Origin of the sequence: Marinobacter sp. F3R08 (genome assembly GCF_018860425.1) — a bacterium.
Lineage (GTDB): Bacteria > Pseudomonadota > Gammaproteobacteria > Pseudomonadales > Oleiphilaceae > Marinobacter.
The window spans coordinates 702,328-726,244 of record NZ_JAHKPI010000025.1; the positions used below are offsets into that span (position 1 = coordinate 702,328).

Sequence of the window (23,917 nt, forward strand, 5' to 3'; positions counted from 1 at the left end):
GAGCTTAACGCAAGTCTGCTTCATACTTGTCGACTATGAAAGCTGCTCGATCAATTTTTTTACATCCTCGGCGCTCAGCCCCTTCTCGAACATCGCTTTCTTCAGCTCGTCTTCGGGCCTTGGGCCATCCTCGTAACACCCGGTATCCAGGTTAAACCATTGTCCGTTGGCTATTTGGATATCGGAAACCCGTCGGTCACTTGGTTTCCGTTCGCTGGCACGTTTTTCAATGGCTTCCCTGAAGACTGATTTACCATTGCTTTCACCATGGTTAATGAAAACAACCGTCTCTCTCATGAATGAGGTGTAGCCTTCCAAGTTGAAAATGTGGTCAAGAAGCTTTGTTTGATCCCCGTGTGCTGAGTAGTAATGGGACATCTCAACAACCTCCGCCCCTTTCCAATCACTATCAGGATCCCGTGCGTGGGAAACAAATCTTTTACCCGCTGAGCTTGCCGACATGAATCCAGTGGTGAGCAATGTATTTTTCGGGTCGTGCCCGAGTTCGTCCAAATGTTGCTTGGCTGGTCCGTGATCGCACATACCGGCGCTGGCAATGATGACATCGGCCCAATCCCGAGCCCGATCGGCATCTTGTCGACCTCCTGATACCGGCTCTATTTCGAGGCCCGGAAGGCTGACTGTTCGTCCCGATCCCAACTCTCTGAAAACTTTGGAAAGCTGCTCGCCACTCATGCCAATCCGCTCTGGAAGCTCATTGTTCAGATATTGGTACTTTCCTGAGGACACTCGAGCGCCCAAATACTGACCAAAGACCTTGCAGAGCTTTGTTGCCAGGGAACTGTGCAGTGCCACCCTCAGTGGGCGACCCTGGTCAAACATTGGCTCATCTTCGGAAGCCTCTTGCTCAGCCAGCCAGATGAAGTCCGCGATAACTTCCTGAGCCCGGTGAAACGAAAAACTTGGGATAAAGAGTTTTCCGCCTTTAGAAAAAACGGTGCGTTCAACAGCATCTGAAAGAGCAGCCTGTCTGTTCTGAGCGACCTTGAACTCTGGAATTCGCACTGTAGCGCCATATGTGGACTCGACAACCAAGTAGTCCGCATTAGGGAAGGGCTCAAAACCGTCCTTCATCAGGGGAAGGTAGCAATTAGTTTTATCCTGGCAACCAATATCGCCGCTGAAACAAATGCTCTTCAGGAGTGGTTTACCGCTTTCATCGATTTCGCTGGTCTGCCAAGCGATCGAAACCATGGCAGCACCCAGTACGTGACTGCTGCGCATGAAATTGACGCTGAGTCCATCAGCTAATCGCAGCATCTTTCTCCACGAAAAGTCGTTTTGGTCGATGGCATGCCACTTAATCTGATCCACGTGATGCTGCTTATAGTCGTTCTGCTGTCGGGCGGAATCGGCAAGAAGGAGCTTTGCGATATCTCGCGTTGCTGCCGTGCAATACACGTGGCCACGGAACCCTTCTTTGACCAATCGAGGTAAGAGGCCGCAATGATCGATATGGGCGTGAGTCAGCAGGACGTATTTAATTTCGGCAGGACGGAACGGAAACTTTTCATGGTTTTTGAATTGGGTATCGTGGGTGCCTTGATGCATGCCACAGTCCACCAATAACTGGGTATTCGTGGCTTCATGCTTGAGCCAGGAACAAGAACCCGTTACACCATCAATAGCACCAACAAATTTGACCTTCATAGTATTTTCCTCAACACGATTGGTTTGATCAAAGCGGGCTTTAAGGCCCGGTGATCAGAATCAATCAGTGCAATGCACTACCAACCGCTATCAGGAAAATTTCTATCTTTTTCGGAAAAAACTTAGTAACTCACTGAACTCATGGGCTTCTGCCAGCTTCCGATCTACTTCGGTTTTGAGGGCGAGCAACTCGGCGCTGCCGGAAGATAGCTGAGAGGACAGCTCTTGGGCGGCGTCCCAGTCTCCGTTTAGATAGGCGAGCAGAAACGAATCTGTAGGTTCCAACGAGGCAGCCTGAACGAGGAGGGCGTGGAGAAGGGTGGTGTTTTCCCCAAGAGCGACCTGGGGCAGGACCTGAAATGGGTTAGGGATGGGTTCTTCTCGCAAGTTTCGTTCGGTATCCGCAAGGAACGCGACCATCTGCTCTGAGGCCCCGGATTGAAGGGCTTGGCCCACGACCGATTCCCGATTGGTCAGCAAACTCTTAACAACATTGGCGCACTCATTGCGGTATTGGTCATCCTCAAAGATTCGTTTGACGTCTTTGGGATTTGAAAACACCGCATTCAAAACCAGAGCATTGTGAAGGGTGACGCCCTGGCCACTCTCCAAATAGACAGCAGGCCGTTGGACCTTTTGCTCTTTTCGTACGGCGATCAGTCCATTGCGGACGAAAGACGTGGCCTTGTCTTTAAGTAAGTGGCTTTCTTTCGCCACATCAACGCCAAAGAGTTTGCGAATCGCCTCCGGGACAGTAAGCCCCTCAGTATCCACAGGCGTACTCTTCAAGAATGTCCATTGTCGATGTTGTAACGGCTTCACGCGCAGTCAAATTCAACGATGCAATGCGCTTTGCATTTTCGAACCAGTCTGCGCTTCCCACGCAATATTGATCGTACGCATCTGCGAATTGCTCAAGAACACCGATGCAATAGCCAGCTCTGAGCGCCTCGGAGAGCGATGTCCTGTAAGCCGCCAAATAGCCTGTTTTCTCATGCGATGAAAATACGTCCACCGCTTCCTGGCATGATTGGACCAGCAGACTGGCATCCTTGTATTCGAATGGCCCTTCCTTGGCGAAAAGGGATTGGGAAGCGGCCAGGATGGATAACCCCAGAATTATGGATCTTAAATTCACATTGCGTCCTTACACTTGTTTTTCGGCTGACGGGTCAAGAGTTGGGGGCTCTGGTTCTGAGCAGCTGTTGCCTGCGTGCCTATCGTCTTGTCGCCCAGAGAACTGTTTGCTTGGCACAGGAGTTTGAAAAGACAGCGGAGGTAAGGGCGTAGCACCGTAAATCGCGACAATGAAGGTGCCGAAAATTCCATAAAGCAGCAGATCATCCGCTCCCCCGGTTAAATGCTCATTTGCCAATTCGGGTTCTACGAGTGTAATAGAGGCGAAAATTCCCACTATCGAAAGCAGGACCAATGTAATAAAGGTAAGCGTGAAGGCGAATCTTTTCAGAAGGGGCCAAAGTGCGGTCTGGCTTTGTCTCCCGCGATGGAAGTAACGCCACGTGGCCATTGCAAGCAGCGCTAGAGCGATCAAATCAGCCAGAGCAAGATCGTCTTGCCCATAACTGTATTCAAACGTCGCTGAAACCAGAAGCACATAGCTGAATACAGCGATTACGGCAGTAGCGATCGAAAATATGCCGAAAAAAAGGACACGTGTCATATGGCCAATGGCGAGGCTTAAGTTATTGAGAAATGTGAGCATCAGTAGATTTTGTGAGTTGTTAAAAATTGATCGCCCGGCCAAGATGGTTAGCAAACTAGAAGGCGTGCTGACAAGGGTACTGGAAGAAACCTTTCCAAGTCACTAACAACAATAGAATTATTCACTAGACGACCGATTCATAGTCATGGCCCCGAATTCACTATTGTTCGGTCAACTGGGCTTCCTCTTCTCATCGTAGATTTCTTCAGGACTCTTCCAGGCTTTCAAGGCCTCCAAGGCGTCAGGAATTCGCATCAAATCTCTTGCTGCACGTAATCGGTCATGCAGTAGAGCCTCGTCGTCATCCAAGGAGAGACCGATCGCGGTCTCCAACTCGTCAAAGAATTGATGGATTGTCTTGGCACGCCCCCAGTCGGAAATTATTCCATCCAGTGATTCCGTGCTTTTCGTCATTGCCTCCCGTCTAAGCTTGTTGTCTTCCTCAATCCGCCATTTTTCACGCTGCTCAGCCCATTCCTGTTTCTCCTTGCGGATTTGCTCCGTAGCAACAGCAAATTCCTCAGTGATGTCAGAAGTCGCCTTTCTCAATTCCCTTGCAACCTTTTGAGCGAAGTTCGTTAAATCCTGCCCTTCACGAATTGACCATTCTCTCTGCCACTGAGTCCTTATATAAGGGCTGTAGGCGCGGAGTCGAAAACGGCCTGATGGGAGATCACGTTTGGTTGGCCACCTAGACAGGCTTTGAGTTTTCTTGAGCCGACTTGTCGGAACGTATTTCCCATCGACATACACAACTTCAATTTCTTCACTGTCCTCGATAAGCGTCAAACCAATTGCTACGGTTCCAAGCAAAACGAGTGTTGATCGCCCCGGCGACCAGTGCCTGACCCCGTATCGGATGTTTCCGCCTCTGGGCCTATCGTCCGCCTCTGGTCTTCGGAACTGTTTATTGAATGCTTCTAGCCTTACGTCCCAGGAACGGTTTTCAAATTCCAAAAATAGGCAATTCGCGATATTCAGCGCGGTATCTAGCTTCTCCCGAGATGTGATGATATCGACTAAGTTCCACTTGTAGGGCTTAAGGTAACCATTTTCGGTTTCCCTCCCTTTTAGAAACAGCTCGCGCGCTCCCCGAATGAGTGGATGAATTTCGTCTTTGGGTACTGATTTTTTTCGATGTGAGGAACGCCTTCTTGGAGAGAGAGGTTTGGGGGGGATGACGTTTCTAGTCGGGTCCAGGATGCCTGATCGGCACCAAACGAGATCATGGCTGGGCTTAGCTGGGGGAAGAGGAGGCACTTTAACTGTGTGACCGGCAGCGAGTTTGGCCCAATGCCCACGCTCCGGACGCGGGACATTGAGCTGATTGCAAACTCGGGCAAGATAGCTCGAGGATACGCCATACTTTGCGGCAACCTCTATCATTGGAGATTTCCACACTTGGTAATAAAGCTCTTTACGACTCACGTCTGACTGTTCCATTTTCTACGTCTCTTTTCGCTTTACAGTTGATAGCTTGCTTTCTTAGACAGCGCACCAACTTTGATCAAACGGCTGAAAAGCCACTAGATACCGTGATGATTCGTTCAAAATCTATACAGAGACGTGCGCCAATTCCGAGCGTGAATCCGCACCTCCGCTTTCTTAAACCTTTAGCTATGGTTGGCGGTCTAGATCTTGTAAGTAGAAGGCAGTACATTGTCGATAAACAATTCCACTGGGGCTGACAATGGCAAGGTTGAAAAATGAAACTTTGTCCTTCCGGACATCGAAAGAAATCAAGATGTTATTGAAGGCTGCGGCCCACCAAGAACATCGCTCACAAGCATCTATGCTTGAAGTCTTGATTTTAGATTATGCAAAGCAGCATGGCCTGCTGCCAATAGAAAGAGATATGCCAAGACAGTAGGCTTCGTTTGGCAGTTTTGGTTTTGCTTCCAGAGACAAATTGCCGCTTAACAGTACCACGAGCTAAGGATTATCCGTGTCAAGACTGACCGATTTAATTGCCCGAGCTAGAGCTAAAGACGCGGCTCTAGGAGATGAGCTGGAGAGAGAGTTTAAAGCACTTTCGGCACGCAAATCCTTCGGATTGAATTTTGAGCGTCACAAACCGGAAACTGTTGAGCTACCAGGACGACCTGTACGAAAAGGAGACAAGGTACGGGTTCTTCCGAAACGAGGAACCCTACAGAAAGGGGATCCAACGTTATGGAAGGTTCTTACTATCAGCAAAGTTGACGATGTAAAATTTGCTGAGGTAGCAGAGCTTAACGTTGAAGAGCCGACGATCAAAGAAGTAGCAGTCGCTGACTTGGTAGTTGTTGCCGAATTTAGAGACTATATCTATCCGGGGCTAAAGAGCACGGGAAAGGTCGAGGAAGGTGGAGATAGACCTTATCACTCAGTGATAAATGGAGAGAATTTTCATGTCTTGGAAGCTTTGACTTATACACACCGGGGAAAGGTTGATGCGATCTACATCGACCCTCCTTACAACACTGGGGCAAAAGATTGGAAATACAACAACGACTATGTTGAATCAGAAGATTTATATCGACATTCCAAGTGGTTGGCATTTATAGAGAGAAGGTTGAGGATTGCCAAAGAACTGTTGAATCCTTCCCGTTCTGTTCTGATCATCACGATTGATGAAAAGGAATATTTACGTTTAGGCCTACTGTTAGAGCAGGTTTTTCCGGAGGCAGCGATCGAAATGGTCACATCAGTGATCAGCGCCAAGGGAGTAGCACGTGCTGGTCAGTTTTCTCGGGTTGAGGAATTCATTTTTTTCGTAAAAGTGGGTGATTCGTTCGTCGAACTTGGCGAGCAAAACATGCTCGACGATTCCCGTAGTGCAAGCTCTGAAATTGGAAAGAATGTAAATTGGCTGGGGTTAAGAAGAAGGGAGCCTACTGCTAAGCGTGGCGCAAGACCAAACCAGTTTTATCCAATATTTGTAAATATTGAAACGGGTTACATTCACTCTATAGGGGACCCAATATCTGATGATATAGATCGCAATGAAGTTAAAGTCCCTGAGGGCTGTTTTGCAGTATGGCCGCTGCGGCCAAATGGTGACGAAGGGTTGTGGGGAATCACTCCTGAGACGTCTCGAAAATATCATGAACAAGGTTTTATTCGCTCTCGGAACCATAAGCCAGAAAAGGGAACCTCCTCGATTAACTATCTGCCTAGTGGAACAGTGAAAGCAATCTTTGAGGGCCGAATAGAGGTAGTGGGCCATGACCCAGACGGCGCAGTACAGGCTGTCCACAAAGAAGCCAAAGGGGTTATTCCTAAACGTGTATGGAATATGCCATCCCATAATGCAGAATCCGGTGGCTCAGTCTTACTTTCGAAAATAATTCCGAATCGTAGATTTCCGTTTCCGAAATCTATTTACGCTGTAGAAGACGCCCTGCGTTTTTTTATTGGTAAAAATCCTCAGGCCATCGTACTTGATTTTTTCTCGGGCTCTGGGACAACAGCGCATGCAGTTATGCGATTAAATAAACAAGATGGAGGGAGAAGAATATCCATATCTGTTACCAATAATGAAGTAGCAGCGGATGAACAGTCTAACCTAAGAAAGGCGAAGCTTCGGCCTGGGGATCCCGAGTGGGAGAAGTGGGGGATCTGCGACTACATCACGAAGCCGCGTATAAAAGCTGTAATAACTGGAAAGACTCCGGACGGCGGAGATATTGAAGGTGACTATAAGTTTTCAGACTGTTTCCCTATGGCGGACGGCTTTCAGGAGAATGCTGAATTCTTCACCCTAACCTACGAAACCCCTGTTTCGGTTCGACACAACGTTTCATTCGAACGCATTGCGCCGCTCCTTTGGATGCGAGCCGGTTCACAAGGCAGTCGGATAGAGAAAATCCCCGCTCAAGGCTGGGATGTAGTAGAAACGTATGGCGTATTGGTGAGTCTCGATCAAGCAAATCTTTTCTGCGAGGCTGTGCAATTAAACCCAGAGATCCGAGTAGCCTTTATCGTCACAGATGACGATCGCCGTTTCCAGGCAGTAACACGCCATTTACCAGCCTCGGTAGAGTCGGTGCGTTTATATGAGTCCTACCTGTCTAATTTTCGCTTTTCGATGGGCCGCTAAATATGAAGTTTACTCTTAAAGACTATCAAGAAGATGCTGTCAGGGACGTACTTATCAATTTGAGAAAAGCTTCGAGACGCTGGACAGAAGACGGCGATAAACACGCTTTTTCTCTGACAGCAACCACTGGTGCCGGAAAGACCGTTATGGCAGCTGCCGTTTTTGAGGCACTATTCCACGGTGATGATAATTTCGATTTTGAGCCAGATCCTGGCGCAGTGGTTATTTGGTTCAGTGATGATCCTTCGCTAAATGAACAATCAAAATTCCGGTTGCTCGAGACCTCAGATAGAGTGTTGCCCAGCGACCTTGTCGTCGTCGAGAATACTTTTAATCGAGAGGTTTTTGAACCGGGGAAGGTTTACTTCCTTAACACTCAGAAGCTAAGCAAAAACAGCTTATTGGTTCGTGGTTCAGATGAGGATGATGAAGGTTACACCAAGTCTGGTCAAAAAGTGATGCCTGACCTCAGGGCCTTTACCATCTGGGACACTATCCAAAACACTATCAACGACCCTGCTTTAACTCTCATTTTGGTGTTGGACGAGGCTCACCGAGGGATGGGCGCAGGGTCTAGGCAGCGAGAGAAAACCACTATTGTTAAACGATTGATTAATGGGAGTGGCTCTGTGCCTGGTATACCAGTTGTGTGGGGGATTTCAGCAACGGTAGAAAGATTTGATAGTGCGATTACTGGTATGCAGGGACGAGCGACCTTGCCAAACGTGGTCGTTGACTCTTCAAAGGTTCAAGCATCAGGGTTGCTCAAAGATACCATTATTCTTGATGTGCCAAGTGAATCAGGTCAGTTTGATACCGTTCTGGTACGCAGAGGTGCGGATAAACTAAAAGAAATCACCTCTGCTTGGGAAGCGTATCAAGAAAAACAAGGTGATGTGGAGCAAGTGATTCCGCTCATGGTGCTTCAAGTACCTAACACGCCGGATGAGAGCGAGATTGGCCAGTTACTCGACACGATTTACCAACGTTGGCCAGACCTTCCGGATGATGCTGTAGCCCACGTATTTGGCCAGCACACTACGCAAACGTTTGGACGATACAGCGTTCCCTACATTTCGCCTGAGAGAGTACAGGAGTCAGATTGGGTTCGTGTACTTATTGCCAAGGACGCCATTAGCACAGGCTGGGATTGCCCAAGAGCAGAAGTAATGGTGTCATTCCGTCCTGCAAAGGACAAAACACACATTACTCAGTTACTCGGGCGCATGGTAAGAACGCCGTTGGCACGGCGTATTCCAGGTAACGACCGGCTAAACTCAGTGGATTGTTTACTACCTTTTTTTGATGCAAATTCCGTCAAGGAAGTCGCCAACTCTCTTATGACGGGCAGTGATGGTGGAGATAGCCTCAAAGGCCGAAGAGTACTGATCAATCCTGAGGAGGTTCTGGCCAATCCGTATGTTCCTGAAGCAGCTCGCGAAAAGTTGCTTTCGTTACCATCGCAGACATTGCCAAAAAGACAATCTAAACCAATCAAAAGATTGACCTCTTTAGCTCATGAGCTTGCCTTCGATGAAATATTACCGGGAGCAGGGGCGTCGGCTCACTTTGAGATGCATAAAGCATTGAATGCAGCGCGCCAGCGTTACGAGGACCAGATTTCAGAAGCTAGGCAGGCCGTTCTTACGGTCGAAGGTAAAACGCTTAATGCGAGCCTAGCAGACAAAAAAATGACTTTTGATGATTTCCTTGAGGCGGCGGACTACGCCGTAATCGAAGACGCCTATCGTCGAGCGAGCCGCGCCATAAGTCCAGATCTTGCAACTACCTATAGCGAGTTCCTGGCAAATAGTGAGGGTGAACTTGAAGATTACGAGGAGGCTCTCTTGGATGCCCATGCAACAGTCGCTGCGCTGGGTTTGGTGCCTGAAATAAAAGAATATTTGGAAGCCGAAGCAGACAAACTCGCTAAACAATGGCTGACTCAGCATAGAGTTGACATTAAAGCCTTGTCCGACGAACGCCAAGACGTATACCGAGAAATCCGCGAGATGAGCACTGAACCGATGGATGTTGACTTGGCGAACCCCACTTCTTGGATGCAGCCAACCACAATCCGAGAGGCGGACGGAACAGAAACAGCGTTGCCAAAGTACGAGAAGCACATGCTTTCAGATGCAGATGGTTTATTTCCCGAAGACTTCAATTCTTGGGAAATTGACGTCCTCAATGCTGAATTGAATCGAAACGATTCGGTTGCATGGTATCGCAACCCTGCACGCGCAAGTCAGGATTCTCTAGGTGTTACCTATGAGGATGCAGGTGTTATCAAAATGATGCGGCCAGACTTTATTTTCTTTGCTCAGCTTGCGGACGGAACCACTGCCGCTGACATTGTTGATCCCCACGGAACGCAGTTTAGTGACTCAATTCCGAAATTAAGAGGTTTGGCACGATATGCGGAGACATCAGGCGAACACTATCGCCGCGTTGAAGCTGTAGCCAAGGTCGGGGATGTCTACAGAGTGCTTGACCTAAAGGAAACCAAAGTACGTCAGGCAGTTGATTCTGCAACTTCTATAAATGAGCTGTATAGCAGTGACATTGCGTCAAATTACTTATGAGCTGTTGCCCATCATGCCCACTTTCTAGGCATTTTCACAGCCATCCATGAACGGACTAGAGCTATCTGCAGTAAGTGATGTCATCGGGATGCAATACGGTGGCCACGCGCCCCACAAAAATAGGAGATAGTAGAGGATGGATCCGACAACTAGAGATGCTCTGAATCAGCTTGATAACCTCTTGGCCACAACCAATCAGTCGTGGCTGTTTGGAGCGGGCATAAGCCTTGATGCAGGAATTCCACTGATGTGGCCATTAACCGCCAGGGTATTCTCAAAAGCACGCGACGAGGGACAACCCAATGACCTTAGCGTCCTCGAGCACGTCAGCAGCCAGCTCGCAGACGACTCTCATATAGAGCATATTTTGAGTCAATTGGGAGATTATCGTGCGATTGCAGAAAGATCTAAAGATCAAAACATAGCGTTCGACGATGTGACGTTATCAATTGAGGAGTTGGATCAACTCCACCAACGGATCCTTACTTGGATCGCCGAGACAATTCGGTGGGGTTATAGGCCAGCCCAATCCGATGGCACACCGGAAGAAGCTGGAACTCTCGAAAATCGTATTGTCACTGTCGACCACCATGAGGTATTTGTCTCTGCTTTGTTCAATAGAAACCAAGCTGGAGTCGCAGAGCGCCGTCGGGCTGTACGTTTGTTTACAACAAACTATGACACGCTAATTGAAGATGCACTTGCGCTAGGTGGCTTTTCTTATTGGGACGGCTTCTCCGGCGGAGCCGTGGCTTACCGCACGCATCGATATGGCGATGATGAGCCAGTCTCGAGGGAAAGGGCTCACGTTATCAAACTACACGGATCAATAGATTGGCATGTGGGGGAGGATGGGCGCATCTGGCGAGTAAGGGATGGTGACATTTATCCCAAAAAAGCTTCCAGAGTATTGATCTACCCACAGTCTACTAAATACTTAGCCACCCAGAGAGATCCTTTTGCAGCACAATTTGATCTTTTTCGCCGTGCGCTTGGTGACCGTGATGAAAATGTGTTTGTAACTTGCGGATACAGTTTCGGTGATGAGCATATTAACCAAGAAATCGAACTATCATTAGATCGCCCCGAAAACAAAACTACGATAATTGCCTTCGCTAAAACCCTCAATCCTACTCTTGACGAATGGAGACAGAGACCATGGGGCAATCGACTTTACATTCTTACTGAAGATGGTCTGTACGTTGGAGCTAACGGACCGTATGCACCACCTGATAACGACCAAAAGCGCGACTGGTGGACGTTTGCAGGAGCGACACGGATACTCGACAGTGGAGCGGAGGCCAGTGCTCAATGAACGACTTTGATTTCATCCCAGACCTAAAGATAGGGCATATAGTCGAAGTATCCGGTACTTCCATTCGGGTCGAGTTGTCAGGAGATGTCACGGAACTTACCAGGACTCATGAAGGTCGAGTGTACCCTATTGGGCAGATTGGCAGCATGGTTAAGGTTCATTTCGGCAGGCGTCTGATATTTGGATTCGTGACGTTATTGCGAATGCGCTCCGAGGAACTAGAGGAGAGTGGAAAGCCCGTTCCACCCGATGCAGATCAACGAATTATGGAAGTTGAACTCTTCGCTGAGGGTGTCTGGAATGTGGCGAAAGAAACGCTGACCTTCATCCGCGGTGTTACCACGTATCCGCTACCAAGGCAGAGCGTTCACCTTCTTACCCGAGAAGAAACGTCCATTATTTATTCAGCAGCAGAAGGTCAACAAAAGGAGGGCGAATACAGCCCACTTGTTCCATTCGCCCACTATGTCGGTTCGGACAATGCAGTCTGTAGTGCAAATATCGACAAGATGCTGGGAATGCATTGTGCGATTCTGGGGTCCACGGGAGCTGGGAAGTCTGGAGCCGTCGCCGCCTTCCTTCATAGTCTACTTGAGCACGCTCCTGAACCAGGAAAAGTGAGCCACCCGCGAATTCTCATTATTGACCCACATGGAGAATACGGCAGTGCATTCGATAATAATTCGATAGTTTATCGGGCTTACGATCCCCTCGGGAACGAAGATGGGGCAGGGTGCCCAATACGCTTACCATATTGGTTAATGAGTTCCGATGAATTCCGACTCCTCGCCATTGGAAAAACCGAACATGAGGCAACCTCTCAGAACAACATAATTTACAAGGCACTAACTCATGCCCGGATGGTAGGAGCTGGCTTAGTGGAGGAAGCTCCCAAAGAGTATGATGTAGTTATTCCCGATGACGGTCTTGATGCAGATGCGCCTCGCCCAAGGGAGGGCGTGAGTCAAGCTCAGATAGCTGAATTTGATACGGACAAACCTCGGCCTTTTTCGCTTGAAGAACTGGTGAATCATATCAAATACGCGCAAGGGGTTAACTTAATAGCTGCCCGAAAAACAAGGGCTAAATCAGCAACTGATCTTTCAAAAGAGGGCTTTCGATCGATACTGGATAAGCTTACCGTTCTCAGAAGAGACCCTCGTATTCGCTTCATGATGGAAGAACGGGATGACAATAATCCTTCTCTCCAGAAGGTGATCGCGCAGTTGGTTGGCCAACAAAAAGACGCGGACGGGATCGATCAGGACCTTCGAATTCTGGATGTCTCGGGCCTCCCAAATGAAGTCGCAGGGCCTCTCACCGCTATGCTTGCTCGTCTTCTATTTCAGTATAAGGTTTATCAAAGCTCTGATGAGAGAAAACGAGATCCGGTGGTTCTGGTTTGCGAAGAAGCTCACAGGTACGTTCCTGACCGGGGGGATGCCGAATACGCTGCCGCTCAAACCGCAATAAGAAGGATTGCGCGGGAAGGCAGGAAGTATGGTATCGGTCTTATGCTCGTCAGCCAGAGACCTGCGGATATCGAAAGCACTGTAATTTCCCAATGTGGAACATGGCTAGTACTTAGGCTTACGAATTCCGCCGATCAACAACACGTCTCACGTTTTCTCCCGGATGGATTATCGGGAATGACCAAAGCTTTGCCGAACCTTGCACAACAAGAAGCGATTTTCGTAGGCGAAGGTGCTTCGATGCCAGCCCGTGTGCGCATTAGAGATCTACCAAAGAACAAGCTACCTAAATCGGAAACTGCGAAGTTTGCCGAAGGTTGGGTTCTAAATCGACTTTCAGAAGATGAGATCGGTGTAGTTGCAGCGCGGATGGCCAGCTGAATCAATCGGTTTGCGAAGACTATTGTCCTGACACAAATCACAGATTCCCGAACTAGGGCAATGCACTAGCTGTGAGGTGTCGGCGGATACCCACGATCCCATTCGATTTCAGGCCATGGCGGGAGAAACATGAAGCTCATCGCAAACCATGCGAATAGCAACTTTCTAAGAAGTGAGCTACCAGGACCAAACCATGAAGTTGACTGGGTTAAAGCCGCTATTGCTTATGGAAGTGACTCAGACACCCTGATTGAAAATTGCCTTCAACATAAACGTAGGTTAGATATTTGGATGCGATACGATCATACGGTACCCGTATCCCCGGACCTACTCGAAAATCTGTTGAAAGCCACCAGTCAGAATATATTCTGCTACCTGATCCCTGACGTTCACCACGCAAAAACCATCTGGTGGAAAGGTTATGGTATCTATATTGGGTCTGCAAACCTTACAGATAGGGCTTGGGTGACGAACCTCGAAGCCGGAATTTTTTTCACTGAGGAAGAGCTAGAAAACGCTGGTGGTTTACAGCAAGTCTCTGATTTCTTCGACTACCTTGAATCGTTGGAGGCAGCATTTCCATTGACTCGGGAAATTATCGATGAGCAGACAGAGCTGTACCAAGAGCGCCGCAAGGCTCTGAAGCGTCTCGAAGACGAGGCAAAGCGAAAGAGACGGAAGCCGATTTGGGAAGGACCTGCCTTTGTAGATAGAAAGAAAACGGTCGAAAAAAGAAAACAAAATTTCCTTAAAGAATGGGAGAACGGGCTGACGGTTCTACGCGAAATTGCATCGGTAGTAGAGGACCATAAACCAGATTGGCTGCGTCCCAACACACCCGCGTCTTGGCAGGCGGATCAATTTCTTCATGCCTATTACTACAACGAGGTGACTGGAAGTGGCGGGCACCCATATGAAAAATATTATGTGGACCACCGAGCCAATCCGAGAGCAGCGCTGGAACGGGCACTTAATTGGTGGCAGTCCCAAGAGAAAGCTCCATCAGAGGAGGATATTAACCTCTATGACCGAGCACCGGTTATCAGATCACTGCTGGATCCTGAAAGAATAGAGAGCCTTAACGAAGAGGATCTCATTGAAATTATCTGGGCAAATCACTCAACGAAAGACCATGTATCCAAACTTCCTGCGTCGATGCTTAACTTGCCAAAAGGTTCGGTAGCCAAGATGGCTGATCGCGTTGAGCGTTTCGCAGGTTGGTTGAATGACCAACGCAACGGAAGAGGACAGAGCTTTAAGGAGCTTGTCAGGCACGTACTATATGGAGGACCGAGGCAAGAACTACCAGTCCGTTTATTCGAAGCGCAACATGACCCAGCTCTCAAGATTCCTCACATCGGAATAAATCAACTGGCAGAACTTGCCGGGTGGGCCCAGCCCGATTGGTTTCCTCCAAGGAATGGGCGAACCAGCAAATCTCTCCGTGCCTTGGGATACGACGTCAAGATTTACTAGAGAAACCCTTAGCTGAACAGCGAATCTTTAGCTCGGACAGGGGGTTGCCTGGATTTCCTCTAAATTGAAACATTTCGCCGCCAAGTTTAATTACCAAATGAGGTTTCGGTTAGTCTCTGCTTGATCCAATTTAACATAATATACATTATGCGCAGTTTAGGTTGTGATTTTGTGTGTGTTCGTCCAACCTGGAAAAGGATCTGCGTGAAAACGCAGGCCCTTTTTCATTTCCTACAAGTCACGAATCAACCAATTCTAGGGAGTAAATTTCCAGAGCCGGCATTTCGCCTGAGCTCCCTGATAGCCCTCATAAAGGTAAACCGTTGGCGGGTGATTGACGGTTCCATCGCCGACAACGCCGGTTAGCACATACGGTGCATGATGCTGGCGTGCCTGCTCCACCCGGCGCCCGTTTTTCCATTCCTCATAGTTTTTCTGATAGGCATCCAAGTACACTTTTTTGCCATTTACGTCGTTCTTGGAATAGCGTTTTAACCAAAACAGAGCCCAGTCCGGGTTCTGCCCACCTGTATCTCCATCCTTGGCATATTGGTTGTCGAACACCGTCATATTTTTATAGTTCTTCATTCCGCCGAAAAAGACGCTGTTCTTCGCAGAGGCTTTCAACTTATCCAGGTAGACGCCCTTTGGGTCTTTGTAACACTTCAGATGCGTAGCCATATATCTATTCCTCCGATGAAAATAGTCACTCGATGGTTTCAATACCCTCGCCATCCCCGTCGCTTTTGCCCTTACCGTCGCCCTCTCCGCCATCAGGCGCTTTGGTCGTTGTTTCCGACTCGTCGTCGGGCTCCTCGGTTGCTGGAGCAGCGGTGATTTTTTGGTTTGGCAGTGAAGGCCGGGCATCAAGCTGGCTGACAAAATCCGTCAGACTCGAGATACTGTCCAACGCACGCTGACGCATGGACTGCATCTGCGCACCAAAGCCCGCCTCTTCCAGGGTGAAGGTTTCCTGGCTGCGATCTCTTGAGGCCAGATTATCAATATCCGGTGGCAGAATCGGAATGGTGTGTTCGTGGTGTCGCCAATCCTTGTACTCGGTTTCCGTATTCTCCGCAGCCATGGAGGCTCCAAGAACCGCTTCCATAAACACACCGGAGGTGGGCAACGTGATCACGCTGGTTTCAGCCGCTGAGTCAGATTGATTGCCAAGCAGGCCGAGCAACCGTTGAGTTACCTTGCTGATCGTTTCACTGGCCTTCTCTACAGGGGACTTGAACAGGAAAGCGATCATATTGCCCGAATAGCCCACGGGCACTGGCTGAACTCCCAGGTCTGCAAGAGAGGAAGCACTTTGCGACCCTGCTTCGGTGATGCTGACCGCACTCAGAAAGCGAAACAATTCGATCGGATCCAGCCGCATGATGATCTGCTGAGTGAAGTACCGGGCATTCATGACAAAAATGGTCTGGATGGATACCTGCTGATTACGCAGTCGCCGCCTGCGAGCCTGAACAGTCAACCGCCTGTCATCGATCGCGCGGACAATATCTTTGCTGGCAATCTCGTACTTCTCTCGAAGCTTGAGGACCGTTGAGGTGTAGTAATCGACGGTGTGACCACTCCCCAGGCCGGCAATCAGCTCGCGATAATCTCCCGATGCAATAACGGACTTAAGCGCTGCAAGCGTTTCCTGTAACGAGGAGCGGGTACTGATCTTCAAGCGTAGATCATCCAGTTTGTTCAGAATGCCGGTGAGCTTATCCAGCTCTTCCTGATGCCCTGTGATAAAGGTTTCATCGCTGGAGATGGCTTCCTGAATGCCTTTTATCAGATCATCCTGTTCTGTTTCACCGCCATAGAGAAACTGGATCAGGTCAGCGGTTCGCTCGGACAGCGTCGGATCTTCCTGAAACATCGAAAACAGCTGTGGTGCGAAGGCGATTCGAACGGCCTTTGCGTTAAAGTTGAGTGGCTGGATGGGCACAAACACGCAGCCCTGGCCTATCTCGCTTTGCGTAGCAATCTGATACTTCTGCAGAATTTCAAAGTATTGCAGGTTTAGCGAGTGCCGCTGGTTATAGTTGGCCACCACGCGGGTGGATAACCGCTCGGCCTCGGATTGCGTGACTTCTTTAACAATAGTCGCGCGCTTTGAACGCTGGGTCTGCGTCAGTTCACGGGTAATCTGATCAATTCGGTTGCTGCCGCTGGCGTTAAGATCAGACGTTGCCGATGCGTAGGAAGCCTGCACTCCATGACTGACATTTAGTGAGCTTTTCACCCCGGCATTCCAGGTAGGGTTGCTTACTCCAGCACTCACGGTGGTGTTACTTCCGATCTGGGTATTGTTGCTGTTCGCTTTCTGAATTCGGCTGGCTGTGCCGGCTTTGATTTCATCAATCTGCCGGGACTGGTCAGAAAACTCCTCAGCGGTGTCGGTTTGATCGATGGATTCGTGGCTCGTCCCGGCTGATCTTCGCTGCCAGTCGATAATCGCCAGACGGGTCACCTCTCCCGGCGCAAGACAGATGGTGCTGATCAGCCGGCCCAGGCAAACGCCCAGTTTTTTCCAGTCCTGGCGATAGGTAGTCAGAACACCGTACCCCAACATGCCGCCATGGGCGGTCGATGATGTGGCTGGCTTCAGGAAATCAGCCGGTGACGCGGTTTCCGGCGGCACTGCAACAGGGTCCGGCTTGGGCTTTGTCGGGCCAGTCGGCTCACCCTGCTGGGGGCCGGGTTCTTTCACCGGCGGGGACGGCGTCTGCTCCCCGACCAGGCGCTTCAGCTCTGTAGTGTAATCCTCGCGAATCTTCTTCAGGTAACCCGCGTACTCCTCGGGCTGCTTGCTGGCAATGCGATCTGTCTTGCGGTGGTTTAGTTCTTTCTCGAGACGCTCCAGATGCCGAACATGTTCGGTGTAGGATGTTTCCCCGGATTTGATCGCAGCCTCAAACTGGCGGACTTCATCCAGTAACGCTTTAATTTTCGCCTGTCTATCTGGAACATCAGAGGCCAGATCAGCGTTCGCTGAAACCTGAGCGCCTGCGGGGACGATGTCATCTATTGACTCATCGGCCGGATCCGCTATCGATGCCGGCGGAACGTCATAGGCCACAGGGACAAACCCATGGTAAAGCAGTTCAGGGAATGAAGAGGACGACACCAACGGCGCTGATTCTGGCTTACCATTGAGCCCGTCCAGACCGGGCCTGAAATCAACGCTAGTAGTTTCATTCACGTGCGAGATCCTTTCTCAGTGATTTTAAGGCGGGCGTCGCGAGGCCTATATACCCTGTTTGACCTCGACGTGGTGAATGACTTCTTCGAATCCCTTGTCATCCCGCTCATCTCGCGTGATACGAACCGCTTCACTGTCTACCGAAGCTGAAGCGCTACTAGAACCGATGCCCCGAACGAGCCAGCTCAGGCTTAAAGTACCGATTTTTTCGTCCGCCTCTGGGTCCAGAATGGCAAAACTCGCACTCCCCTGGCAGCCATCAGTTCCCTCGCAGTCAAACGCATAGGTATGTTGGCCGGGCGCACCCAGTTGGGATTTGATGTCATGGGGATGCCTGTTCCATTTGCCGTTGCCGAAGTTACTCGCGGCATCAACACGGCCTCCCATGTAAACAAAATCATAAGTCGTCGAATTTTTGATATAAACGTGGTACCAGGCGGCCATCACAGTGCTTCCTTGTGCTGATTCGTTGGAATTGCTCGCGTACGTCAGGGGGTGGCAATGTCTGGCCGCGCGTCGAAATGCGATTCTCACTTCCTTAAGAGAACTAAATTACTTGGCAGACAAGAAAACTATAGACACTGCACGGCCGGTTCGCCAACTTCAATGCGAAGCGAGCTTATTTAAAAAGGGCTTGCCGATGTTCGCTTTTGTTTAGCTGAGGTCAGTGCGCATAACCTGGTCGCAAAGCGAACATTCGGATGGTGGGATAACACCAATATTGAGTGGCTGCCCTGGAGTGCCGCGTTACAGGTGGTCCGGTGGGGCCGTTAGGGCATCCGGTTGACCGCTTGGCTTGCAGTGATTTGACTAAACTCACATATTATCCGTCAGGTCGGGATAGGACCGTCGAACGAACAATGAAACTCCCAATCAATCGCGTGATCTCTTCATATAAACATCAATCGTATTTCCCGTTTTAGCATGCTTATACGAATAATCACTCCCCTTTGTATGTCGCACTGATTGTCAAGGCCCGCGTTTCTTTGGCAATGTAGCAGCTGCCATTATCTGTCAGCCATTCCAGCGGATGAGGCACCCGCTGTAATGGCCGAACCGATATTCCAAGCTTTCCAGCAGTATGGAACCTGTTTTCACAAGAGCCTGCAGTAACGAGGTAAAGCGCGGAAATCAGTGAGGTATCGTCAAACGCACTTCACTCACCACATTTGTGGCGACAGCCATCGTATTGTTACTCCGCGAATTACAGGCCATAGAGCTACCCCCTAAAATCAGTCATTTCCTTACGCTTCGTTTTTTCCTAATCACTACCCTATCCAAAGACTGGTTTCTTCACGGCCGCGACGATGTGAAGCTGATCCGCAACTACCTATTATCAATGAGCTACAAGACTATGCCTACTCATACACGTATCCGTATGTTCAATTCCAAGGACACCTACCCAAACCAGTCTCTGGATAATGATCTCTGCCAGGCTGTGCGTGCCGGCAACACCGTGTATGTTCGCGGCCAGGTCGGTACCGATTTTGAAGGAAACCTGGTCGGCCTCGGCGACCCGCGGGCGCAGGCTGAGCAGGCAATGAAGAACCTCAAACAATTGCTGGAAGAGGCAGGCTCCGACCTCTCCCATATCGTCAAGACAACCACCTACCTCACCGATGCCCGTTTTCGCGAGCCGGTCTATAAAGAGGTCGGTAAATGGCTCAAGGGCGTGTTCCCGATCTCGACCGGGCTCGTAGTATCGGCTCTGGGACAGCCGCATTGGTTGATGGAAATCGACGTGATCGCAGTAATCCCCGATGACGAATCCACTGTTTAACAATACCGGAGCTACCATGGTCACTGCACAGGCACACGACTTCGCGACTGCTGATACGCTATCGTCCGAACCGCACCCTCATATTGCCGTTCAGCTGGACGGCGTACTGAAACGTTTTGGCGATTCCATAGCGCTACAAAAAGTATCGCTAAAAATTAAGGAGGGTGAATTCATCACGCTGCTGGGTCCGTCCGGCTGCGGCAAAACCACTTTACTCAACCTGATTGCAGGCTTCGCTGAAGCTGATACCGGCGAAATTTTCATCGACAACCAGCTGGTCACCGATACGCCGCCCTATCAACGCGAGATCGGCATAGTGTTTCAGAATTATGCGCTGTTCCCACATATGAGCGTTACTAAAAACGTGGGGTATGGGTTGCGCATGCGTGGCGTACCCAAGGCGGAGATCAGCCAGCGAACAGCCGAAGCACTGGCGCTGGTCAAACTTGAAGGCTACGGCGAGCGCAAGCCCAGTGAGCTGTCCGGCGGTCAGCAGCAACGCGTCGCTCTGGCCCGTGCTCTGGTCATCCGGCCCAAGGTGCTACTGCTGGACGAACCCTTCTCGGCTCTGGACAAAAATCTGCGTTTATCTATGCAGATCGAGCTGAAGGAGATACAGCGAAAGCTCGGCGTAACCACCGTATTCGTGACCCACGACCAAAGCGAAGCCCTGAGCATGAGCGACCGGGTTGTGGTCATGTCTGCCGGCCATATTCGCCAGATCGGCGACCCAGATACCATTTACCGTCGTCCAGAGGATCCGTTCGTGGCCAGCTTCGTTGGCGACATCAATATCCTGCCCGGGCGTTACATGAGCCATGACGATCATGCCACTCTGGAAATCAGCGGCAACTCCCTGCGTCTTCCGAAGGAACGGGTACAGGCCACGGTGGGTGATCGCCTCGACATCCATGTGCGTCCGGAAAACATCCAGCTTAGTAACCTTGGCCCTCACTCTCTTTTAAGCGCAACGGTGGTGACCCATGCTTTTCAGGGTGACCATGTGGATATCCATCTGCATGTTCCCGCACTGGGAGACTCCCGTCTATTTGTACGCCAGTCAGGCCTTAACGCCCTAAGCCGCTGGCCGGTCGGCGCTGTCGCCGGGCTAACTTTTGATGACGAAGGTGTCTGCGCCTTCACCGCGGCTGACCAAACCTGAAACGGAGCCTTACCAACCATGATCCAACACCCCGAAACCATGGATGCCGTCGTTGCCCGCGAGCCCGGCGGGCCAGAGGTTCTGCATTCAGTTAAACGCCGTCTGCCACAGCCGATGGCTGATGAGGTGCTAATACAGGTCGTCGGTGCCGGAATCAACCGTCCAGACCTGATGCAACGCGCAGGTATGTCGCCGCCCCCCGGTATCACCGACATTCTTGGCCTGGAAGCCGCCGGTATCGTCGCCGCAGTCGGTGCGGATGTCACTGATTTCACGCCGGGCGATGCTGTAATGGCGCTTCTCAGCGGTGGCGGCTACGCCGACTTCTGTACCGCGAAAGCGGCACATTGCCTGCCAGTACCGAAAAATCTGCCACTGGAGGTCGCAGCTGGCGTACCGGAAGCCGCGTTCACTGTCTGGCACAATCTGTTTGAGCTTGGCCGCCTGAAAGCCGGCGAAACACTGCTGATCCACGGCGCCGCGAGCGGTGTTGGCAGCTTCGCAATTCAGTGTGCGCACGCCGCCGGCGCCAGGGTGATTGCCAGCGCTGGAGGTGATCAGAAGATCACCGCGCTTCAGGAGCTGGGCGTTTGGCGAACTGTCGACCGTTATCAGGAAGACTTCGTCTCAGTGGTGGCTGAATGTACCGAAGGCCGCGGTGTCGATGTGGTGCTGGATAACGTTGGCGGCAGCTACGTAGCTCGCAACCTCACCTCAATGGCACCAGGCGGTCGCCACGTCAGCCTGTCATTTCTGCTGGGTGCCAATGTCGAGGTGGACCTGCTTCAGGTGATGCAGAAGGGGCTGACCCTCACATCCTCAACCTTGCGCCCCAAAAGCGATCAGGAAAAAGCCCGGCTGGCCGCCGCCATTCGCGAGCGTCTTCTGCCCTGGCTGACATCGGGCGAGGTACGCCCTCTGATCCATGCTCAACTGCCACTGAATCAGGTCGCTGAGGCCCACCGGATACTCGAAGACAACGCCAATATCGGCAAAGTGCTGCTGACGATGTCGCCTCACTAGCTCATCCCCACAGACGGCCCGTCATGGAGCTTTCATGTTTCAATTGTATTACGCATCGACCTCTCCCTATGTTCGCAAGGTGATGGCCGCTGCCCATTGCCTGGGACTTATCGTTCAGATCGAAAAGCTCGAATCTGCGGCAAACCCGGTCAAACGTGATGACCGTATCGCCCGGTTCAATCCGCTCGCCAAGGTCCCAGCCATGTGCACGGATGATGGCACCCTGCTCTACGACAGCCGCGTGATATGTGAATATCTCGATGCTCAGAGTGAACACACACTGATACCGGTCGATGGGAGTGCGCGCTGGAGTTGTCTTACCCGGCAAGCGCTGGGCGATGGCCTTCTGGATGCGGCGCTTCTGGCCCGCTATGAGCTGACCCTGCGCCCGGAGGAAAAACAGTGGGAGGTATGGCGCCAGGCTCAGCTGTCCAGGATCGATGCGGCGCTGGCCGAGATCAACACCCAGGCGCCGCAACTAAGCCGTACACCCGATGATCTCGGACTGATCACACTCGGCTGCGCTTTGGGCTATCTGGACTTCCGCTTTCCCGGGATGGACTGGCGCGCCCTCTATCCGCAAGCCGCTGACTGGTTTGCAGAATTTGATGAGCATCCTGCCATGCTCGAAACCCGTCCATTTGCCTGATTGATGGAGTCGCAATGAGCCCTACCGTATTCTTTCTCAATGGCCCCAATGCCAACCTCTATGGATTAGACAAAAATGGCACCTATGGCAGCGAAAGCTTCGCCAGCATCGAAAGCGGGTGCCAGCAACATGCTGAGAACCTTGGTCTGGAGCTGAAGTTTCGCCAGAGCAATCACGAGGGCGTGCTGGTGGACTGGATTCAGGAAGCACGCCAGTCGGCAGATGCCATCATCATAAATGCGGCCGGTCTGACTTACAGCTCGGTTCCCATACTGGATGCCCTGCTTGCGTTTGAAGGCCCCATTATCGAGACCCACATGAGCAATATCTGGAAACGCGAGAGCTTCCGCCACCACTCCTATATATCCAAAGCGGCCACCGGCGTGATCGCCGGTCTCGGAGCACAAGGTTACCGCATGGCTCTGAGCGCCGTAGCCGAACTGCTGGACGAGGCTTCATCATGATCCCGACGCTGGTATTCTATAGTCAGGTCGATAGTTTCGATGACTGGAAAGCCCTGCTGGCACCGCGGTTGCCGGAGCTGCGTATCTGTCGCCCGGAGGAAGTAGAAGATCCCGACAGCGTGCATTATGTATTGGCGTGGAAGCCGCCTCAGGGCTTCTTTGTGCAGTACCCGAATCTGAAACTGCTGGTTAACCTCGGCGCCGGTGTTGACTCGCTGGTCAATCGCGACGACCTGCCTGCAGTACCTATCACACGCATATCCGACCCCGACATGAGCCGGATGATGGCCAGCTATGTGCTGTTTGCCGTGCTACGCCATGCACGCGACATACCTGCCTTCGAGCGCGCCCAGCGCGAACGCCGCTGGCACTACCTGCACCCGCGCCTGCCGGAAAGTGTGCGTGTTGGCGTACTGGGGCTTGGAGAGCTGGGGACCTTCGCGGCGAAAGAATTGTCTCGCCAGGGGTTTGATGTACGGGGGTGGTCACGCTCACCCAAACACCTGGAGAATGTCACCTGCGTAAACGGAATGGAGCGTCTGAACGAATTTCTCGCCAACAGCGACATTCTGGTGGTGATGCTACCGCTAACGGAACAAACCAGAGGTCTGCTGAATGCTGACCGGCTGGCACGCCTGCCCAGGGGTTGCAGTTTTGTTAACGTCGCCCGCGGCGCACTTGTCGATCAGCAGGCACTGACCTCGGCACTCGCCAGCGGTCAGATCGGTGAAGCCACTCTGGACGTGTTCGACCGCGAGCCCCTACCGCCGGAGGATCCGCTCTGGGCCATGGAGAATGTACTTATTACGCCGCACCTAGCATCCGTTGCCATTCCGGCTTCAGCGGCACAGCAGATCGCTGACAATATTCAGCGGCTGGATCGTGATGAACCCGTGTTGCACCAGGTCGATCCAGCCCGCGGTTATTAAA

Annotated in this window: 20 protein-coding genes; 12 read left to right on the forward strand and 8 right to left on the reverse strand. The window is 51.1% G+C overall.

What is annotated here, in order from left to right; translation table 11 throughout:
- Nucleotides 1-33: 33 nt before the first annotated feature.
- The 5 genes from KO499_RS18580 to KO499_RS18600 all read right to left on the reverse strand — a co-directional run bounded on the left by KO499_RS18580 (nucleotide 34) and on the right by KO499_RS18600 (nucleotide 4,837).
- Complete coding sequence (locus KO499_RS18580; protein ID WP_215985231.1) at nucleotides 34-1,671, reverse strand: MBL fold metallo-hydrolase; 1,638 nt, start codon at nucleotides 1,669-1,671, stop codon at nucleotides 34-36.
- A gap of 102 nt (nucleotides 1,672-1,773) precedes the next feature.
- A complete protein-coding gene (locus tag KO499_RS18585) occupies nucleotides 1,774-2,445 on the reverse strand; it encodes a hypothetical protein (protein WP_215985232.1) in 672 nt (223 codons plus the stop codon).
- Complete coding sequence (locus KO499_RS18590; RefSeq protein ID WP_215985233.1) at nucleotides 2,435-2,809, reverse strand: hypothetical protein; 375 nt, start codon at nucleotides 2,807-2,809, stop codon at nucleotides 2,435-2,437. Before KO499_RS18590 ends, KO499_RS18585 begins: the two co-directional genes overlap by 11 nt.
- Nucleotides 2,810-2,818: 9 nt before the next feature.
- Nucleotides 2,819-3,394: a hypothetical protein gene (locus tag KO499_RS18595; protein ID WP_215985234.1), complete on the reverse strand. Its 576-nt coding sequence runs from the start codon at nucleotides 3,392-3,394 to the stop codon at nucleotides 2,819-2,821.
- A 171-nt stretch (nucleotides 3,395-3,565) separates the two neighbouring features.
- Entirely contained in the window at nucleotides 3,566-4,837 is a 1,272-nt protein-coding gene (locus KO499_RS18600) for a hypothetical protein (RefSeq protein ID WP_215985235.1), read from the reverse strand.
- Nucleotides 4,838-5,084: 247 nt separating this feature from the next.
- Here KO499_RS18600 and KO499_RS18605 point away from each other — a divergent pair, with 247 nt between their 5' ends.
- The 6 genes from KO499_RS18605 to KO499_RS19990 all read left to right on the forward strand — a co-directional run bounded on the left by KO499_RS18605 (nucleotide 5,085) and on the right by KO499_RS19990 (nucleotide 14,704).
- The gene (locus KO499_RS18605) at nucleotides 5,085-5,264 is read left to right on the forward strand and encodes a hypothetical protein (protein ID WP_215985236.1); all 180 of its coding nucleotides are present in this window, start codon (nucleotides 5,085-5,087) and stop codon (nucleotides 5,262-5,264) included.
- Between the two features lie 75 nt (nucleotides 5,265-5,339).
- A complete protein-coding gene (locus KO499_RS18610; RefSeq protein ID WP_215985237.1) occupies nucleotides 5,340-7,475 on the forward strand; it encodes a site-specific DNA-methyltransferase in 2,136 nt (711 codons plus the stop codon).
- Nucleotides 7,476-7,477: 2 nt separating this feature from the next.
- Entirely contained in the window at nucleotides 7,478-10,060 is a 2,583-nt protein-coding gene (locus KO499_RS18615; protein ID WP_215985238.1) for a DEAD/DEAH box helicase family protein, read from the forward strand.
- A 136-nt stretch (nucleotides 10,061-10,196) separates the two neighbouring features.
- The gene (locus KO499_RS18620; RefSeq protein WP_215985239.1) at nucleotides 10,197-11,375 is read left to right on the forward strand and encodes an SIR2 family protein; all 1,179 of its coding nucleotides are present in this window, start codon (nucleotides 10,197-10,199) and stop codon (nucleotides 11,373-11,375) included.
- Nucleotides 11,372-13,228: an ATP-binding protein gene (locus tag KO499_RS18625; RefSeq protein ID WP_215985240.1), complete on the forward strand. Its 1,857-nt coding sequence runs from the start codon at nucleotides 11,372-11,374 to the stop codon at nucleotides 13,226-13,228. Before KO499_RS18620 ends, KO499_RS18625 begins: the two co-directional genes overlap by 4 nt.
- Nucleotides 13,229-13,357: 129 nt before the next feature.
- Nucleotides 13,358-14,704: a phospholipase D-like domain-containing protein gene (locus KO499_RS19990; protein WP_215985241.1), complete on the forward strand. Its 1,347-nt coding sequence runs from the start codon at nucleotides 13,358-13,360 to the stop codon at nucleotides 14,702-14,704.
- 255 nt (nucleotides 14,705-14,959) lie between these two features.
- On the opposite strand, the gene KO499_RS18635 is transcribed toward KO499_RS19990, so the two are convergent.
- From KO499_RS18635 to KO499_RS18645, 3 genes are read right to left on the reverse strand one after another with little or no spacing between them, the layout of a single operon-like run.
- Complete coding sequence (locus KO499_RS18635) at nucleotides 14,960-15,385, reverse strand: MobA/MobL family protein (RefSeq protein WP_215985242.1); 426 nt, start codon at nucleotides 15,383-15,385, stop codon at nucleotides 14,960-14,962.
- Nucleotides 15,386-15,410: 25 nt separating this feature from the next.
- On the reverse strand, nucleotides 15,411-17,909 hold the full coding sequence (locus tag KO499_RS18640; protein ID WP_215985243.1) for a hypothetical protein: 2,499 nt from the start codon (nucleotides 17,907-17,909) through the stop codon (nucleotides 15,411-15,413).
- 45 nt (nucleotides 17,910-17,954) lie between these two features.
- The gene (locus KO499_RS18645; protein WP_215985244.1) at nucleotides 17,955-18,353 is read right to left on the reverse strand and encodes a hypothetical protein; all 399 of its coding nucleotides are present in this window, start codon (nucleotides 18,351-18,353) and stop codon (nucleotides 17,955-17,957) included.
- 910 nt (nucleotides 18,354-19,263) lie between these two features.
- Here KO499_RS18645 and KO499_RS18650 point away from each other — a divergent pair.
- The 6 genes from KO499_RS18650 to KO499_RS18675 are packed head-to-tail and all read left to right on the forward strand — an operon-like array spanning nucleotide 19,264 to nucleotide 23,916.
- Nucleotides 19,264-19,689, forward strand: a complete 426-nt coding sequence (locus KO499_RS18650) for a RidA family protein (protein ID WP_215985245.1) — start codon at nucleotides 19,264-19,266, stop codon at nucleotides 19,687-19,689.
- A 16-nt stretch (nucleotides 19,690-19,705) separates the two neighbouring features.
- The gene (locus KO499_RS18655) at nucleotides 19,706-20,851 is read left to right on the forward strand and encodes an ABC transporter ATP-binding protein (protein ID WP_215985246.1); all 1,146 of its coding nucleotides are present in this window, start codon (nucleotides 19,706-19,708) and stop codon (nucleotides 20,849-20,851) included.
- Nucleotides 20,852-20,869: 18 nt separating this feature from the next.
- Nucleotides 20,870-21,874: an NAD(P)H-quinone oxidoreductase gene (locus KO499_RS18660; protein ID WP_215985247.1), complete on the forward strand. Its 1,005-nt coding sequence runs from the start codon at nucleotides 20,870-20,872 to the stop codon at nucleotides 21,872-21,874.
- Nucleotides 21,875-21,908: 34 nt separating this feature from the next.
- Nucleotides 21,909-22,523 (forward strand): glutathione S-transferase, encoded by a 615-nt coding sequence (locus KO499_RS18665; RefSeq protein ID WP_215985248.1) that lies wholly within the window; start codon nucleotides 21,909-21,911, stop codon nucleotides 22,521-22,523.
- A gap of 14 nt (nucleotides 22,524-22,537) precedes the next feature.
- Nucleotides 22,538-22,987 (forward strand): type II 3-dehydroquinate dehydratase, encoded by a 450-nt coding sequence (locus KO499_RS18670; RefSeq protein WP_215985249.1) that lies wholly within the window; start codon nucleotides 22,538-22,540, stop codon nucleotides 22,985-22,987.
- Nucleotides 22,984-23,916 carry a 2-hydroxyacid dehydrogenase gene (locus KO499_RS18675; RefSeq protein WP_215985250.1) on the forward strand — a complete coding sequence of 311 codons (933 nt, stop codon included), beginning with the start codon at nucleotides 22,984-22,986 and terminating at the stop codon, nucleotides 23,914-23,916. Before KO499_RS18670 ends, KO499_RS18675 begins: the two co-directional genes overlap by 4 nt.
- The last annotated feature ends 1 nt before the right edge of the window (nucleotide 23,917 follow it).

Bases quoted from the DNA above. Each gene is read 5' to 3' on its own strand.
- KO499_RS18650 (WP_215985245.1), top strand. From the start codon at position 19,264: ATGCCTACTCATACACGTATCCGTATGTTCAATTCCAAGGACACCTAC.
- KO499_RS18620 (WP_215985239.1), top strand. From the start codon at position 10,197: ATGGATCCGACAACTAGAGATGCTCTGAATCAGCTTGATAACCTCTTG.
- KO499_RS18605 (WP_215985236.1), top strand. From the start codon at position 5,085: ATGGCAAGGTTGAAAAATGAAACTTTGTCCTTCCGGACATCGAAAGAA.
- KO499_RS18660 (WP_215985247.1), top strand. From the start codon at position 20,870: ATGATCCAACACCCCGAAACCATGGATGCCGTCGTTGCCCGCGAGCCC.
- KO499_RS18670 (WP_215985249.1), top strand. From the start codon at position 22,538: ATGAGCCCTACCGTATTCTTTCTCAATGGCCCCAATGCCAACCTCTAT.
- KO499_RS18595 (WP_215985234.1), bottom strand. From the start codon at position 3,394: ATGCTCACATTTCTCAATAACTTAAGCCTCGCCATTGGCCATATGACA.
- KO499_RS18615 (WP_215985238.1), top strand. From the start codon at position 7,478: ATGAAGTTTACTCTTAAAGACTATCAAGAAGATGCTGTCAGGGACGTA.
- KO499_RS18600 (WP_215985235.1), bottom strand. From the start codon at position 4,837: ATGGAACAGTCAGACGTGAGTCGTAAAGAGCTTTATTACCAAGTGTGG.
- KO499_RS18655 (WP_215985246.1), top strand. From the start codon at position 19,706: ATGGTCACTGCACAGGCACACGACTTCGCGACTGCTGATACGCTATCG.
- KO499_RS18675 (WP_215985250.1), top strand. From the start codon at position 22,984: ATGATCCCGACGCTGGTATTCTATAGTCAGGTCGATAGTTTCGATGAC.
- KO499_RS19990 (WP_215985241.1), top strand. From the start codon at position 13,358: ATGAAGCTCATCGCAAACCATGCGAATAGCAACTTTCTAAGAAGTGAG.
- KO499_RS18665 (WP_215985248.1), top strand. From the start codon at position 21,909: ATGTTTCAATTGTATTACGCATCGACCTCTCCCTATGTTCGCAAGGTG.
- KO499_RS18580 (WP_215985231.1), bottom strand. From the start codon at position 1,671: ATGAAGGTCAAATTTGTTGGTGCTATTGATGGTGTAACGGGTTCTTGT.
- KO499_RS18625 (WP_215985240.1), top strand. From the start codon at position 11,372: ATGAACGACTTTGATTTCATCCCAGACCTAAAGATAGGGCATATAGTC.
- KO499_RS18635 (WP_215985242.1), bottom strand. From the start codon at position 15,385: ATGGCTACGCATCTGAAGTGTTACAAAGACCCAAAGGGCGTCTACCTG.
- KO499_RS18645 (WP_215985244.1), bottom strand. From the start codon at position 18,353: ATGGCCGCCTGGTACCACGTTTATATCAAAAATTCGACGACTTATGAT.